Below are 13,933 nucleotides of genomic sequence, written 5' to 3'. Positions count from 1 at the left end.
AAGCCGAACGCCGCCGAGCACTCCCGCAATGGCTGCACACCTACAATCACCACCGCGGCCACACCGCACTCGACGGCCAACCACCCGCCAGCCGCGTCCCCAACCTCCATAGACAGAACAGCTAGGCGGCGGGTCATGAGGCCGATGGCGGCCCAGCGGATCATGGCTTCGGATGTGGCGGGGTGGCGTTCGTAGCGGCGGGCGAGTCGCCGGTGCGCGGTCAGCCAGGCCAGCGTCCGCTCCACTGCCCATCTGCGGGGTAGCACTGCTACGGTTCTGTCGCATGACTTCGCCGCCGCGGGCGTACGGTTTCACCGGCAGGCGACCGGCCGCGGTGGAGATCGCGTTCTGGATCGCGGTCGTGGTGCCGCCGCTGGCGACCGTGCTCAACGTGGCCGGCTTCGTGGTCGTGAAGAGGGCTGTGGACGACGTGTTCGGCACGACGGGCGGGGACGCTCAGGCGTCGATGGTCGAACTCCATGACAAGGTGAACGGGCTCCTGCTCGACTTGTTCATCTTCTTCACGGTCGTCTACCTGCTCCTGAGCGGCCTCTGGATCCTGCTCGGCTTCAAGATGCGCAGCGGCCGACACTGGGCGCGGATCACGCTGACCGTGTTCGCCTCCCTGTGGGCCCTGTCCAGCCTCGTCGCGCTGATCCGGGGCGACACCCAGGGCTTCACGACCGCGGACATGCCCCCATTCTTTGAGTTCCCGAGCTCGTACCTCGTACTGGACTACGCGCGAAGCGCCCTGGATCTGCTCGCGATGGCCGCATTCATCCCGCTGGTCTTCCTGAGGCGGTCCAACCGGTATTTCACGGCCCGGCGCCCACCTGCCTGAGTGCATGTTCTGAGAAGTTGATCTCGTTTGGTGTGTCTGCGTGATCAGTGGGGTGGTTCGGTCAGGATGCCGGGGTGATGCGGAGGTCGTGTTATCCCTCAGATCTGTCCGATGATGAGTGGGCGTTGGTTGAGCCGCTGTTGCCGCCGCCTGGGGAGGGTGGGCGGCCGGAGAAGCATTCGCGGCGGGCGGTGGTGGATGCGATCTCGTATGTGGTGCGGACCGGGTGCGCGTGGCGGGCGTTGCCGGCGGATCTCCCGCCGTGGCAGACGGTGTACTGGTACTTCGTGCGCTGGGAGAAACGCCGTGTCACGCTGCGGATGCTGGACGTACTGCGGCAGCAGGTCGCCACGTCGACGGGCGGGGCGGGCAGCCGACGGCGGGGATCATCGACTCCCAGAGCGTGAAGGGGGCCGACACCGTTGGCCGCGACACGCGCGGCTACGACGCGGGCAAGAAGATCAACGGGCGGAAACGGTTCATCGTCACCGACACCCTCGGCCTGCTGCTCACCGTCACCGTGTGCGCCGCCAGCGTCCAAGATCGCGACGGCGCCAAGACCGCCCTGCTCGGCGCGTACCTGACCGCACCCGCCTGCCGATTCGTCTTCGCCGACGCCGGCTTCGCCGGACGCCTCGTCGACTGGGCCCACGACGTGCTGGCCACCACGATCAGCACCGTCCGCAAACCCCCAGACCAGAAGGGCTTCGCAGTGCTACCCCGCAGATGGGCAGTGGAGCGGACGCTGGCCTGGCTGACCGCGCACCGGCGACTCGCCCGCCACTACGAACGCCACCCCGCCACATCCGAAGCCATGATCCGCTGGGCCGCCATCGGCCTCATGACCCGCCGCCTAGCCCGCGGCGGACGCCCCACCGTCCGTCAACACCGACGCCACCTCGAATACACCTGACAAGACCCTTCTCAAACACGCACTTACTTCACGGCCGCCGAGCGGGTCGCGCTGGAACTGGTGGAGGCCGTCCTGTCCCCCAACCCGTCCGGGGAACGCGTGCCGGACGAGTTGCACGCCAAGGCGTCGGCGCATTACGACGACAAGGCGCTCTGGTCACTGATCATGGCGATCGCCCATATCGGCTTCTTCACACCCGCGGCTCTCATCGCCAAGCCGATCCCGGGCATGCCCCCAGGCCAGAACTACAGCGAGTAACGCCACCGACCTCAAGCGACGGGCTCCGCTCCGAATGGTTGTGGCGCCCTAACCCGCAAATGCCGCCCAGTACCGCAGCGTTGCAGTGGCAGGAGCGGCCGCGACGCCACGTCGTGGGCGGGCTGAACGGAGACACCAGGTCGTGCCGATGTCCCGAACCACCGGCGTCGACGACGCCGACCTGCCCGATGCCCGCCTCATCCCCGCCGGCGAGTTCGTGGCCAGCCCCCACCCCGAGCTCGCCGGCCCCACCAGAGGGACCGCCGATCGGTTGAACCTCGTCCCTCGTTCGCCGGTCACTTGGTGTGTCAGTCATCGGACAGCCTCCCGGCCGCCCTTTCGGTGGGCGTGTCTGTCGCTATCGCCCATGCGCCATCCCTCACTTCGGCCGACGGTCATCGCAGCACGGTGACCAGGACGGCGCCGCGTCCGATGACGAACCGGCGGCGTATCACCGAAACCGCCGCCAAGGGTGACCGCGCGGGCCAGGACGTCGCGGGCGATCGCTTCGCCGTGCGCGGAGAGCATCGCGCCGATCTCGCCGTCGGGCCGGGACCCCATCCGCTGGGCGAGCCGGTCGCACCTTCATCCCCCGATGGCGCGGGATGAGGTCCTTGAGCACGCGCTTTTCGAGAGCAGCCGGTTCCGGCTGCTCTCGAGCGCTTCAAGGGGCACATCGGCCTCCAAGGGCATGTTCGACCGCGCCGCTGATCGACGTCATCGCCTCGACGATCCGCCGCCGGTCGCTCTCCGGGAACGCGCTCAGCCGGGCGCGCAGGGCCTCCGCCATGCGGTCCTCGATGACCTCGAAGGCGGCGCGGCCGCGCCGGGTCAGCCGGACCGTCTGGAAGCGCCTGTTCTCGGGCGCTCTGTCCCTGGTGATCAGCCTGTCGGCCTGGAAGCGGGCCAGGACGCGGCTGAGGTACCCGGGGTCCATGCCGATCCGCCGACGCAGCTCCATCACCTCGGTGACGTCCCGCTGCGCCAGCTCGACGATCACCCAGCCCTCGGTCACGGAGTACGGGGTGTTCTCCCAGCTGAGCCGCAGACCGTCCACCAGATACCGGTACATGCGGCCGAGCGCCCGCGCGTCACCGACGAGGTCGCCGTCACACGACCGCACGGCAGGCTCCGGCGCGACGTTCATTGACCAAGTCAAACATATGTGCCCCCTCCTGTCTCCAGCCGACGGCTCGGGCGCACGGCCTGCCGGTCGGGCTCCGCGATGGGCAGGCAGTGCGGTCCCAGCCCGGCGGCGACCCGGCGAAGATGCTCGATCATGACCGACGAGGAGGGCAGCCGGTACTCGCCGGCCGGAGTGGCGGCCGCCACCGTCCGGGTCAGGGACGGCTCGCTCAGCGGGCGCACCACCAGGCCGGACGGGGTCGCCGACAGCGTGAGCGACGGGGCGAGGGCGACGCCCAGGCCCGCCGCGACGAGACCCCGCACCGTCATCTGGTCGTCGGTGCGGAACGCGATCCGCGGCTCGAAACCCGCCTTCCGGCAGGCGCGCGGAAGGACGTCGATGGTCGAGCCGTGATGGACGCCCTGGATCCAGCGGTCCTCGGCGAGGTCGGTCAGCCGGAGCCGCTCGCGGTCCGCGAGCCGGTGATCGAGCGGAAGCGCGACGTGGAGGGGATCCACGAGAAGCGGGCTGAGCTCCACGTTCGCCGGAACCTCCAGCGGCACCACCGGGAACTCGTAGACCAGGGCGAGGTCCAGCTCGTACACGGCGACCGCGGCCATCGCCTCGTCCCGGTCGATCTCCGTCAGGTCGACCTCCACTCCGGGGACCCGCTGCTGGAACGCGCTCACCGCCCGGGGCATCAACGTGGCGTTCGCCGTGGTGAACGACCCGAGCCGCAGCCGGCCGCCGGTCCCGTGCGCGACGGCGGCCAAGGACGTCTCGGCCGCGCGCAGCTCGGCGAGGACCACCTCGGCGTGCCGCACCAGAACCCGTCCCGCCTCGGTCAGCCGCGCGCCTCGGGCGTGCCGCACGAGCAGCTGCGCTCCCGCCTCCCGTTCGAGCACGGCGATCTGCTGGGAAACGGCGGAGATGGTGAAGGAGAGGGCCTCCGCGGCGCGGGTCAGCGAGCCGTGCCGCGCCACCTCCCGGAGCACACGCAGCCGCGTCACGTCGAGCATGGCGTAATGCTAGAACCGCGGTTCGGAACCTCTCGGGCTGCCGGGGAAAGGCCCTTCCCGGATCGGATGACAGCATGCCCACCGCGATGAGGAGTCGTTCGCCGGGTCATCGTCCACCTCCTGGAAACCGACGTGCGCGACATACGAGCCGGCACTCGCGAATGTTTCACGAGGTCTCCCTCGGGAACTCGGCCTGTCAGCCCCGCTTTTCCCTTGTCATCAGGAGCACCGCTTTGCCCGCCAGGCGCCGGTCGCGCAATCGGTGCAGGGTCGCCCGGGCGTCCCGCCAATCGTCCACGGCCGCGATGTCCACTGCCAGCTCCCCAGTGGCGGCCAGCCGGGCAAGGTGGGCCAAGTCATCCGCGGTGCGGGGGCCGTCCAGGTCGTTCAGCACATAGAAGCCGCGCAGAGACGCTTCCTTCGGGTAGAAGTCGCTCGTTGAGAACGACGTCGGAGCGCGCGAGGAATTGCCGAAGGAGACCACGGTGCCGTGCGGCGCGACGAGGCGGAGCGCCTCCCGCAGAGACTCACCGCCGCCGGCCTCCAAGACGAGGTCGAACCCCCCTTCCACCCCTTCGAGGCCGACGACGACCTCGGCGGCGCCGAGCCCGGCGAGCCCCTCCCCCCGCTCGGGCCGGCCGACCACCGCCGTCACCTCGGCTTTGCATCGCCGCGCCAGCTGAACGGCGAACCGTCCGACCCCGCCGGCCGCGCCCGTCACCAGAACCCTGGCTCCCGCCAGGTCGCCCGGGATGCGCAACGTCCGCAGCGCGGTCAGCCCGGCGGTCGGCAGCGCCGCCGCCCGCTCGACCGCGAGCCCGTCCGGGATGGCGGCGAGCCGGGCCGCGGGGACCGCGATCCGCTCGGCCCAGCTCCCGCCGTCCGCGATGCCGAACACCCGCGTGCCCGGAACCGGGCGACCGGCGGCCGGCGCGGTGCCGGACGCCTTCTGATCCGCCACCACGCCCGCGAAGTCCCAGCCCGGCCGCCAGCCTGCGGCCGCCGTCGTCAGACGGTGCAGCTCGCCCCGGTTGACCGAGACGGCTCGCACGTCCACCAGCACCTCGCCGGCGCCGGCTGACGGCTCGGGCACCCGGATTAGCTCGACCAGGCCGTCGTCGCCCGTCGCGGACAGGGCCCTCATGACCCGGCCGGCCAGCGCGGAGGCGACTCGGGCGCCCAGTCCAGACCTTCCCAGTCGCTTCGGACGGGAGAGAACGCCTCGACGACCACCGCGCCGTCGGCACCGGCGTGCACCTCGTGCGGCACGTCGGCGTAGATCCGCCACATGCCGCCGGGACCGCACTCGCGCGTCTCCGCGCCGATGGTGAAGCGCAGGGAGCCCGACAGGCAGAGCCCGACCTGCTCGTTCCGGTGCCGATGCGCAGGCACCAGGCCGCCGGGCGGGATCTCCACGACCGCCAGCGTGATCAGCTCGCTCTCGATGACCCTGGCGACGACGTCCTGCCAGATGCGCAGTGGCCGGATCGAGCCCAGGTCGTTCAGGGCGCTCGGCGCCCCCGTCCGGGCCGGCCTGCTCGACTCGTTCACGCCTCCTCCTCCGTGCCGAATACGGGAGTGGTCCACTCGTGGTGCCGGTCGCCGCCTCGCCGGGCGATCGACGACAGTTCGCGCTGCAAGGCCAGGGTCGTCTCGCCGGGCGTCCCGTCGCCCACCCGGCGTCCGTCCACCTCGACGACCGGGGCGACCATGGCGGCCGTGCCGCACAGCAGCGCCTCGTCGCAGGCGTACAGCTCCGAGCGGTGGACACGACGCTGGACGACGGTGACACCGAAGTCCTCGGACAGCAGTTCGGTCACCTGGCGGCGGGTGATCCCCTCGAGGATGTCGTCGGTCGCGGCGGGCGTGGCCCACTCGTCCCCGGAACGCACCAGGATGTTCGACGTCGTCGCTTCGGCCACATGGCCGTCGGTGGTCAGCAGCAAGGCCTCGTCGAATCCCCGCTGGATCGCCTCCGTCTTGGCCAGCGCGGGGCCGACATAGCTCCCGATCACCTTGGCGCGGTTGGGCGCGGCGACGTCCGTGCCGCGCCGCCAGGTGCTCACCATGCACCGGATGCCCCGCGGGTCGATGTAGTCGCCGGGCATCGGGGTGGCCGGGATGCACAGCCGGCTGCCCGAATCGTGCATCCGGACGGCGAGCTGCTCACCGGCCAGGAACAGCAACGGGCGGACGTAGCTGTCGGCGCGCACGTCGTTCCGGCGCAGCAGTTCACAGGTCGCCGCCACCAGGTCCGCGGGCGGATACGGCAGCCGGAGGCCGAGGATGCGCGCGGAACGCTCCAGCCGCTCGTAGTGCGCCGGCGCCTCCAGGAGGAAGAGGTCTCCCCGCTCCTGGTTCCACATGGCCCGGATCCCCTCGAAGGTTCCGGTTCCGTAAGAGACGACGTTCGCGAGAACACTCGGTCTCGCCGCATCCGACGAAACGAATTCGCCATCGACGAAGACCACGTCGTAGGGCACCCCGAAAACGGCGCGACCTCGTGGTCCGACTTCTGCCTGGACACTCAATGCACTGACCTCACCTTCGCTGAAGGCCGTCTGTCAGCAGCACGTTAAGCCGGTCGCCGCGTTAAGCACAATCGAAGGCTTCTTAAAAAAGCCTTCAGCGGTCCTGTAGGCGATGCCTTGGCCCTTGCTGGACGCAAAGCCCTGCCAGGACGCAGCGCAAGCCGCGCACGCGCCGGCATGTCAATGCGAATTCACTTACGTCGCAGCAGTGCCGAACTCTCGAATTCAACCTGACGCGCGAGGCCGCAGAGGCCGTAAATAGACCAGCACACACCGCTGGAATGTGAAGTGCGGACGAAATCCCCACGGCGGGCACGCACGGGCCTTCACCCCAGCCGTCTACAAGCACCGCAGGCCACCCGAAAGCCGCGTCGGCTCGCCTGAACAATGGCGCGGCATCACCCCCGCTGACCAGCCTTGAATGGTTACGGCGGCTTGGATCGTGGAAGGGCCGTTGGTGTGGGCGTATGCCCGTGAATGCGCCTGCGTGACCGGCCAGGAGTCCGGCGTCTTCGGCCGCCGCTGGTGCGCCAGCGGCGGCCAAGCGATCAACGGACTTGGACCCGGCCGGTCAGCATCCCCTCAGAGGCGGTCGTGCGACCGCGTCCCGTCAGCCGTCATGGGCGGACCAGCGCCTGGCGCCTGCGGAACTCGTCGAACGGCGTGCGGTCGAACACGAACCGGTTGTGAACGATCTTTTCGTGCCGGACGCTGAGGCACTCGGCCGCCGGTGCGCTTCTGGCCGGGACGGTCTCGGCGTCGTACATGAGCATGGCCGTGTTCTCGTCCCCGAACGCGGCGATCATCTCCGTCCTGATGAGGAACCGCAGCGCGAACGGCGTCAGGAACTCCCGGTAGGCCAGGACGCCGTCGATCCGACCCGCCGGGGCGTCGCACACGACGTCGTCCGCGACGAGGGCCATCGCCGCGTCCAGGTCACCGCCCGTCCACGCGCGGTGGTAGGCCAGGGCGACCTGCAATGCTGGGCTGGTCATGATGATCTCCTTCCAGTTCTCTCTGTAAGGACACCGGTGAACGGCGGAACGGAACGGTCCGTGGGGAAGATCGAGTTCGGCGAGCTGCTGGAGGCACACCGGCACGAGCTTCTGGTGCACTGCTACCGGCTGCTCGGCTCGCTGACCGACGCGGAGGACGTCCTGCAGGAGACGCTCCTGGCGGCCTGGCGCGGCTTTGAGGGCCTGCAGCAGCGCCAAGCGGCGCGCGCATGGCTGTACCGCATCGCCACCAACCGCTGCCTCAACGCGATGCGCGACCGCGGGCGGCGGATCCCGCTCGCCCCCGAACCGCCGTTCCGGCCGCCGCCGCCCAGCCGCCACGGCGACGTGCCGTGGCTGCAGCCTTTCCCGGACACGCTCCTGGACGAGGCCCCTGACGTCGACCCCGGTCCCGAGGCGCGCTACATCGCCCGGGAGGCGATCGAGTTGGCCTTCGTCGCCGCGCTCCAGCGACTGCCGCCGCGGCAGGCCGCCGCCCTGGTGATCTGCGACGTGCTCGGCTATCCGCTCGGTGAGGCGGCACCGATGCTCGGAGCGACGCCGACGGCCGTCAAGGGGCTGCTGCAACGGGCCCGTTCCTCACTCGACCGGCAGCGCCGCGACGCCCGGGCCGAGCCCCCGACGCCAGGGTCGGCGGAAGAGCGCCGCTTGACGCAGCGCTTCGCCGAAGCCTTCTCCACCGACGACGTCGACGCGCTGCTCGCCCTTCTCACCGATGACGCATGGCTGGCCATGCCGCCCGCCCCCCACGAGTACCGCGGCGCGGCGGCGATCGCGGCGTTCCTGCGGGCGAGCGCCGAATGGCGCGCGGGACGGCGTTTCGAGCTGCGCCCGACCCGCGCCAACGGGCAGCCGGCCTTCACATGCCGGCTGGCCGACGCCAGTGCGCAGCCCACCAGCGTGATCGTTCTAGCGCTCTCCGGCGATCGCATCCACCGCATCACCCGGTTCCTTGACGACCGCCTGCAGCATCACTTCGTCCCTTCTGCCGCGGGCCTTCGCTCCTCGGGGAGTGTCTGATGAACGGCGGATCCGGTGATGAGGCCGATGCTTACGGACGTCATTTCCGGCAGGCACGGGGCCTGTCGTAGGACAGGTCGAGGTCATCGATGTCGAACCACTGCCCGGAGGCGGGCTGCTCGGCCAACGGATCGGCCCATCGCAGGCGGACACGGTCGGGACGCACCTCCATCAGATGGGCACGTTGCCATCCCGGCCGTCCCACCGGTCGCGCCCACCACGGCTCGGCCAGGCTGGACAACCCCGTCGCATGGAGGGTTTCGACGGCCTCCTCACGGCTGGTGACCGCACCGAGCGGAGCCCCGAAGACGGTGGTGGCCTGCCAGCCGGCCGCGGTGGGCACCACCCGGCCCAAGATCTCGCCGTCCTCCCGTTCCACCTGTTCGGGCGCGGGCAGGCCGGGCCAGCGCTCCCGCATGGCCGACATGATCTTCTCGTTGGTCGCCCGGAGCGCGGCGATGCCCTCCCGCTCGGTCCGGCTGCCGGGATAGGCGCCGGGATCGACGCGGCATCCGGCGACCCAGGCGCCTCGCAGGTTCTGGGTGGCCTCGATGCGCGCGGTCGGATCGCCGTCCACCAGGACCAGGTCGGCGCGCAGGCCGGGCGCCACCCGGCCCCGGTCGCTCAGTCCGAAGACCTCGGCGGGGACGGCGGTGGCGGCGGCCAGTGCCTCGGTCGGTCCGAGCCCGGCGGCGACCAGGTGCCGTAGTTCGCGGTGCAGGCTCGCCCCGAACACCAGGCCCGGGTTGGGCGTGTCGGTACCGGCCAGCACCGGCGTGCCCGCCCGGAACAGCGCGAGGGTGTTGCGCCGTGCCGCGGCGCCGTCGGGCGGTTGAGGCGGCATCCACCGGCGGGACTGGGCGTCCAGGACCTTGCGCCAGCGTGCGGGCAGGCGCTCGACAAGGCCGGGCTCGGCCAGCAGCGGCAGGACGCCGTCGGGGCCGGGGAAGCCGTCCACCACGCTCAACGTGGCGATCAGCGCGCAGCCCGCGCCGGCCACCTCGGCGACCTGCTCGTCGCTCATGCGGTCGAACGGCGCGTGCGCCAGCACGTCCACACCGCACCGGGCCACCGTGACCGCTCCGGCGGCCGTCGAGGCGTGGGCGACCACGGGCAACCGGTGCTCGTGCGCACGGCGTACCAGCGCCTCGACCGTCGCGGCGTCCAGCGTCGGGATGTCCAGCAGGGCACCGGACCCGTCGTCGAGGACGACCTTGAGGTGCGATGCGCCCTCGTCCAGACGCGCCTCGACGAAGGAGGCCGCGTCCGCCGGCCCGGTGACGTACGGCAGGGGCGCGTACGCCATCGTGGGATGGCCTCCGGGCGCGGTCGCCCCGACGCCGGAAGTCCGCAGGTCGGCCCGGACGGGCCCCGAACCCCGCGCGGACGCGCCGACGGCCGCCCGCTCGGGCTCGATGACCTCCGGCTTGCTGAACTGGTCGATCAGTGTGGTGACACCGAACACGGCGGCCAGTTGCGTGCATCCCGGGAGCAGATGGACATGCGCGTCGATGAGCCCCGGCATCAGCGTCCCGCCGCGGCCGTCGACCAGCACGTCGTCCGCGCCCTGGATCGAGGCGTCGCCGACGGCGTGGATCCGGCCGTCGAGGACGCGCGCGTGCGTGGCGCCGAGGACGCCGGAGCCGTCGAAGACGCGTACGTCGGTGATGGTGAAGGGGTGATGTGCGCTCACCCCGGCGACCCTAGAAGTTGACGCAACGAGAAGGTCTAGTCTGCCGATCATGGAGTACCCCATCAGCCGGGTCGCCGCGATGGCCGGGATCTCGTCCCGGACCCTGCGCCACTACCACGACATCGGCCTGCTGATGCCCTCCCGCGTGTCGGCCAACGGCTACCGCTGGTACGAGCGCCGGGAGTTGCTGCGGTTGCAGCGCATCATGCTGCTGCGCGAGCTGGGCATGCCGCTGAGCGACATCGCCGCGGCCCTGGACGGCGAGTCCAGCGAGCTCACCGCGTTGCGGAGACACCGCGAGCAGCTGGCCGCCGAACGTGACCGCCTCAGCCGCGTGCTGGACACCGTCGACCGCACCATCGCCGGCCTGTCCGGTGAGCGCGCCGTACGCGACGAGGACTTCTTCACCGGGCTGGCCGAGGCCAAGGAGCGCCTGCGCCAGGACCTGCGCGTCCGCTACGGCCAAGCCGCCGAGAGCCGGATGGTCGCCGCCGAGCGGGCCACCCGCCACTGGACCCGCGCCGACTACGAGGACGCCGCCGAGCAGGGCGACCGCCTGTACACCCGCATGTCCGAGGCCCGGCGCCGCGGGGCGGCCCCCGGCTCGCCCGAGGCGCTCGAACTGACCGCCGAGCACTACCAGGGAGTGCGCGCCCTGTGGCCCGCCGACGCCGCCGGCTACCACGCACTGGCGGACCTGATCACCGACAACCCCGAGCAGCGCGCCATCGTGTCCGCCGTCGACCCCGACCTGCCGCCGTGGCTCGCCGAGGCCGTCCGCGCCTACGCCGTCCAGTGCCTCGGGTTCGGACAGGCCGCCGACGCCGTGTGAAGCTGCGCGCCGAACGCCAAGGCTGGTCCGAAAGCCTGGACGGACCGGCCCGCGCCTGACGAGTCTCCGCAGACCGGCGGCCCTTGCGTGGAGCCGAAAACGGGCTGCTTGGACGTCGCCGACCATGAGGCGGGCGCCGGCGTACTGCTTGGAGGCGGCCATGGGCCGGCCTCCGGCGTCTCGGTCTCCGTTCCGATGTCCTCAACCCCCGACCCGCGCCGGTCTACTTCCACGGCCTGTCGGCTGTGACGCGCGGGACAGAACCTCAAGGCGACTCCTTAACGTGACAGCCTGTTCACCGTACGCTGTCTACGGCTTCGGCTCGTGTCAGCACCCTTTCGGGAGGAACGAGATGTCATCGACCACGCGGAAGGCCACCGCCCTGGCGTCCGCTCTGGCTCTGACCGCCACCGGGACGCTCGCTCCCGGTAACGCCGCCTCGGCCGCCACCGCCACCACCAGGGCCAAGGCCGAAGCGCCGGCTGCACGAAAGGGCTGCGGGGCCAACCTCCCCGCCACCCCGGCGCGGTGGACCTACGCGCGGGGCTCGTGCGCGCTCCTCGGCAGACCCGGCGCCTGGCACGGCTTCCGCTGGACCGCGACCGACTCCTACGCCGCCCTCCAGGTCAGGACCTACAACACCCGAGGCCAGGCCTACTGGGTCAAGTGCGGCTCGGGAGGAGGGCACTGCCAGGTGCCCATCGGCAACAACGCCTTCACTCCCCTGTTCCGCGCCTGGAACGCGCTGCGGGTCTCCCACATCTACATCGCTTACTGAGCACGCCCCCGGCCCGGGGCGGTCACTTGACCTGCGCGGCGACGCGCTGGATGGCCTGGACGGCGATCGCGGGCTGGTCGACGTAGATGTAGTGCTGGCTGTTCGTGGCGGTGCTCAGCCTGCTGCGGCTGGAGATCGCGAGCCACTTGTGCTGGCCCGCCGACCAGTCCCGCTCCAGACGCGGGCCGTACACGGGAACCGCCGCCAGGTACTTCTTCCCGTGCTGGATCACCTCGACCGGGATGTTCCCGGCGGAGCGGACCTCCCCATCGGCGATGGCGAGCTTTTCCGGGTTGTCCCCCGCGTCGACCGCCAGAGTCTGCGCGCGGAGCTGGGCCGCGGGGCCGGTCGCGGACGCGGGGATCCCCTTCGTGACGTCGGCGACCGAGTGCGGCGTCGTCGCGTCCATCAGGACCAGTCCCTTGACCATGTCGCGGTGGTCGGGAGCGTACCTGGCGGCGATCATCCCGCCGAGCGAGTGCCCGGCCAGGACGACCGGACGGCCGGCGGTGACCCGGGCGAGCACCGCCGTCAGGACCTTCCCCGAGCTGGCGATGCTCTGCGGCCCCCTCGGCTTGTCGCTCTTGCCCTCGCCGAGCCGGTCGTAGACGCAGACCCAGTTCTTCTCGCTCAGTGTCCTCTGGAGAGCGGCCATCTTGTCCATTCCGTCGCCAAGGCCGGGCATCAGGAAGATGACCGGCTTGCCCTCCGCCGCGTCCCCCGTGCAGGACACATTCACCGAATAGCCCGCGACGTTGATCTTCTTGGTCCCGGCGAGCAGGCCTTCGTGGAACGCGCCGGAGTCGTCGTCGCAGCCGGCGAGGCCCGCCCCCGCCACCGAGCAGCAAACGGCGACCACAGCGGTCTTTTTGAGCATGCGAAACACCATGTCCTCCAGTGAAGATTTCGCGCCGACCGGAATGGCGCGGCCACGGGCAGAACGCTATGGATCCGGCCGGCCGTGCATCATCCCCGCAGGGTGGACATTCGCGGGTAGCTCGGACGGGGGACAACCGCCACGGCGGCGGCCGCGAATCGCGATGCGTTCCACAGCACAGGTCTGAGCCCGGGTCAGCGCAACGGCAGGGCGAACTCGCCGTCCGGTCCGGCCCCCTCGCTCGCCGGGTCGGGGATGAGGAGGAGCCGGATGGCTCCGGACGGCTGCCACTGCTGCTCCGAGGCCCAGGCGGCCAGCGCCTCGATGGCGAGCTCGGCCTGGGTCCCGCTGCCCCACTGGGCGGCGGGCCCCTCCGGGCGGATGTAGGCCTCCTGGTGGGCCGGCTCGGTGTGCAGGGTCAGGTCGGGGAACCGGGCAGCGATCGCCTCGGCCTGGTCGTCGGGGACGGGCCAGCACCACTCGACGGGGCCGTCGCTGTCGCCGCTCACCTCGCCGTGGAAGATCATGAAGGGTGCTCCGACGAGCCCGTCGATCCGGGGGACGTCGCCGCCCCGGAGGCGGCGGATGAACAGTTCCCGGCCCGTTGGCAGCAGCTCGTCCTGATGCACCCTGCGGATGATGCTGAGCAGGCGGCGCGCGGGCATGTCGCGAATGGCGACCTCGTCCATGGCGGACTTCCTTCCGCGAAAACGGTCGACGAGGTGGCCGGCCAGTTCCCGCCGTGCGGCGTGCTCGGCCTCGGCCCCGGCCCAGTACGCGCTGATCTCCTCGGCTGCCGGCACCGGCTCCAGGGCCAGGATGTCCTTGATCCGGGCCAGCGGAACGCCGATCCGGCGCAGCGAGGCCACCAGGCGGGCCTGGTGCAGTTGCGGGGCCGCGTACCAGCGGTAACCGGTGTCCGGGTCGACGCGGGCCGGCACCAGCAGCCTGAGTTCGTCGTACAGGCGCAGCGCCTTGGGCGACAAACGTGACAGACGCGCGAACTCACCGATGCTGATCGGCTCCATG

General features: G+C 71.0%; 15 protein-coding genes and 2 pseudogenes. 7 read left to right on the top strand and 10 right to left on the bottom strand.

Annotated elements, in window-relative coordinates:
* A pseudogene (locus J4557_RS44760) lies at positions 1–125 on the top strand (IS481 family transposase); the annotation flags it as partial.
* Here J4557_RS44760 and J4557_RS44755 read toward each other — a convergent pair.
* Positions 123–266 (bottom strand): annotated as a pseudogene (locus tag J4557_RS44755) (IS5-like element IS4811 family transposase); the annotation flags it as partial. The pseudogenes J4557_RS44760 and J4557_RS44755 sit on opposite strands and share 3 nt — an antisense overlap.
* A gap of 17 nt (positions 267–283) precedes the next feature.
* Here J4557_RS44755 and J4557_RS44750 point away from each other — a divergent pair.
* The 3 genes from J4557_RS44750 (at position 284) to J4557_RS44740 (ending at position 2,012) form a co-directional block, all read left to right on the top strand.
* Entirely contained in the window at positions 284–841 is a 558-nt protein-coding gene (locus J4557_RS44750) for a hypothetical protein (RefSeq protein ID WP_208273278.1), read from the top strand.
* Positions 842–918: 77 nt separating this feature from the next.
* A protein-coding gene (locus J4557_RS44745) for an IS5 family transposase (RefSeq protein ID WP_372442592.1) occupies positions 919–1,754 on the top strand; the annotation gives its coding sequence in 2 pieces (ribosomal slippage) (positions 919–1,177 and positions 1,177–1,754; 837 coding nt in all).
* 60 nt (positions 1,755–1,814) lie between these two features.
* On the top strand, positions 1,815–2,012 hold the full coding sequence (locus J4557_RS44740) for a carboxymuconolactone decarboxylase family protein (protein ID WP_208273277.1): 198 nt from the start codon (positions 1,815–1,817) through the stop codon (positions 2,010–2,012).
* A gap of 664 nt (positions 2,013–2,676) precedes the next feature.
* Here J4557_RS44740 and J4557_RS44735 read toward each other — a convergent pair.
* The 6 genes from J4557_RS44735 to J4557_RS44710 form a co-directional block, all read right to left on the bottom strand.
* The gene (locus J4557_RS44735; protein ID WP_208273276.1) at positions 2,677–3,159 is read right to left on the bottom strand and encodes a MarR family winged helix-turn-helix transcriptional regulator; all 483 of its coding nucleotides are present in this window, start codon (positions 3,157–3,159) and stop codon (positions 2,677–2,679) included.
* Between the two features lie 8 nt (positions 3,160–3,167).
* Positions 3,168–4,157: a LysR family transcriptional regulator gene (locus tag J4557_RS44730; protein ID WP_208273275.1), complete on the bottom strand. Its 990-nt coding sequence runs from the start codon at positions 4,155–4,157 to the stop codon at positions 3,168–3,170.
* A 196-nt stretch (positions 4,158–4,353) separates the two neighbouring features.
* Complete coding sequence (locus J4557_RS44725; RefSeq protein ID WP_208273273.1) at positions 4,354–5,301, bottom strand: zinc-binding dehydrogenase; 948 nt, start codon at positions 5,299–5,301, stop codon at positions 4,354–4,356.
* Positions 5,298–5,708, bottom strand: a complete 411-nt coding sequence (locus tag J4557_RS50435) for a cupin domain-containing protein (protein WP_208273271.1) — start codon at positions 5,706–5,708, stop codon at positions 5,298–5,300. The genes J4557_RS44725 and J4557_RS50435 overlap by 4 nt, the downstream gene beginning before the upstream one ends.
* On the bottom strand, positions 5,705–6,640 hold the full coding sequence (gene ilvE, locus J4557_RS44715; protein ID WP_208273270.1) for a branched-chain-amino-acid transaminase: 936 nt from the start codon (positions 6,638–6,640) through the stop codon (positions 5,705–5,707). Before ilvE ends, J4557_RS50435 begins: the two co-directional genes overlap by 4 nt.
* Before the next feature lie 665 nt (positions 6,641–7,305).
* A complete protein-coding gene (locus J4557_RS44710; protein ID WP_208273268.1) occupies positions 7,306–7,683 on the bottom strand; it encodes a nuclear transport factor 2 family protein in 378 nt (125 codons plus the stop codon).
* Between the two features lie 60 nt (positions 7,684–7,743).
* Between J4557_RS44710 and J4557_RS44705 the strand changes: the two genes are divergently transcribed.
* Complete coding sequence (locus J4557_RS44705; protein WP_307800569.1) at positions 7,744–8,724, top strand: RNA polymerase subunit sigma-70; 981 nt, start codon at positions 7,744–7,746, stop codon at positions 8,722–8,724.
* Positions 8,725–8,764: 40 nt separating this feature from the next.
* On the opposite strand, the gene J4557_RS44700 is transcribed toward J4557_RS44705, so the two are convergent.
* Complete coding sequence (locus J4557_RS44700) at positions 8,765–10,417, bottom strand: amidohydrolase family protein (RefSeq protein WP_208273265.1); 1,653 nt, start codon at positions 10,415–10,417, stop codon at positions 8,765–8,767.
* Positions 10,418–10,466: 49 nt separating this feature from the next.
* Between J4557_RS44700 and J4557_RS44695 the strand changes: the two genes are divergently transcribed.
* Positions 10,467–11,249 carry a MerR family transcriptional regulator gene (locus J4557_RS44695; RefSeq protein ID WP_208273263.1) on the top strand — a complete coding sequence of 261 codons (783 nt, stop codon included), beginning with the start codon at positions 10,467–10,469 and terminating at the stop codon, positions 11,247–11,249.
* A 352-nt stretch (positions 11,250–11,601) separates the two neighbouring features.
* Positions 11,602–12,027: a hypothetical protein gene (locus tag J4557_RS44690; protein ID WP_208273260.1), complete on the top strand. Its 426-nt coding sequence runs from the start codon at positions 11,602–11,604 to the stop codon at positions 12,025–12,027.
* A gap of 22 nt (positions 12,028–12,049) precedes the next feature.
* On the opposite strand, the gene J4557_RS44685 is transcribed toward J4557_RS44690, so the two are convergent.
* Together J4557_RS44685 and J4557_RS44680 are read right to left on the bottom strand one after the other, a co-directional pair.
* A complete protein-coding gene (locus tag J4557_RS44685) occupies positions 12,050–12,904 on the bottom strand; it encodes an alpha/beta fold hydrolase (RefSeq protein ID WP_243777353.1) in 855 nt (284 codons plus the stop codon).
* A gap of 194 nt (positions 12,905–13,098) precedes the next feature.
* Positions 13,099–13,932: a MerR family transcriptional regulator gene (locus tag J4557_RS44680; protein ID WP_208273258.1), complete on the bottom strand. Its 834-nt coding sequence runs from the start codon at positions 13,930–13,932 to the stop codon at positions 13,099–13,101.
* Position 13,933 lies beyond the last annotated feature (1 nt).

The sequence above is a fragment of the Actinomadura nitritigenes genome (genome assembly GCF_017573545.1).
GTDB classification, from domain to species: domain Bacteria; phylum Actinomycetota; class Actinomycetes; order Streptosporangiales; family Streptosporangiaceae; genus Spirillospora; species Spirillospora nitritigenes.
Note: the sequence above shows the minus strand (reverse complement) of the source record. Positions and strands in the feature narration are given on the sequence as shown.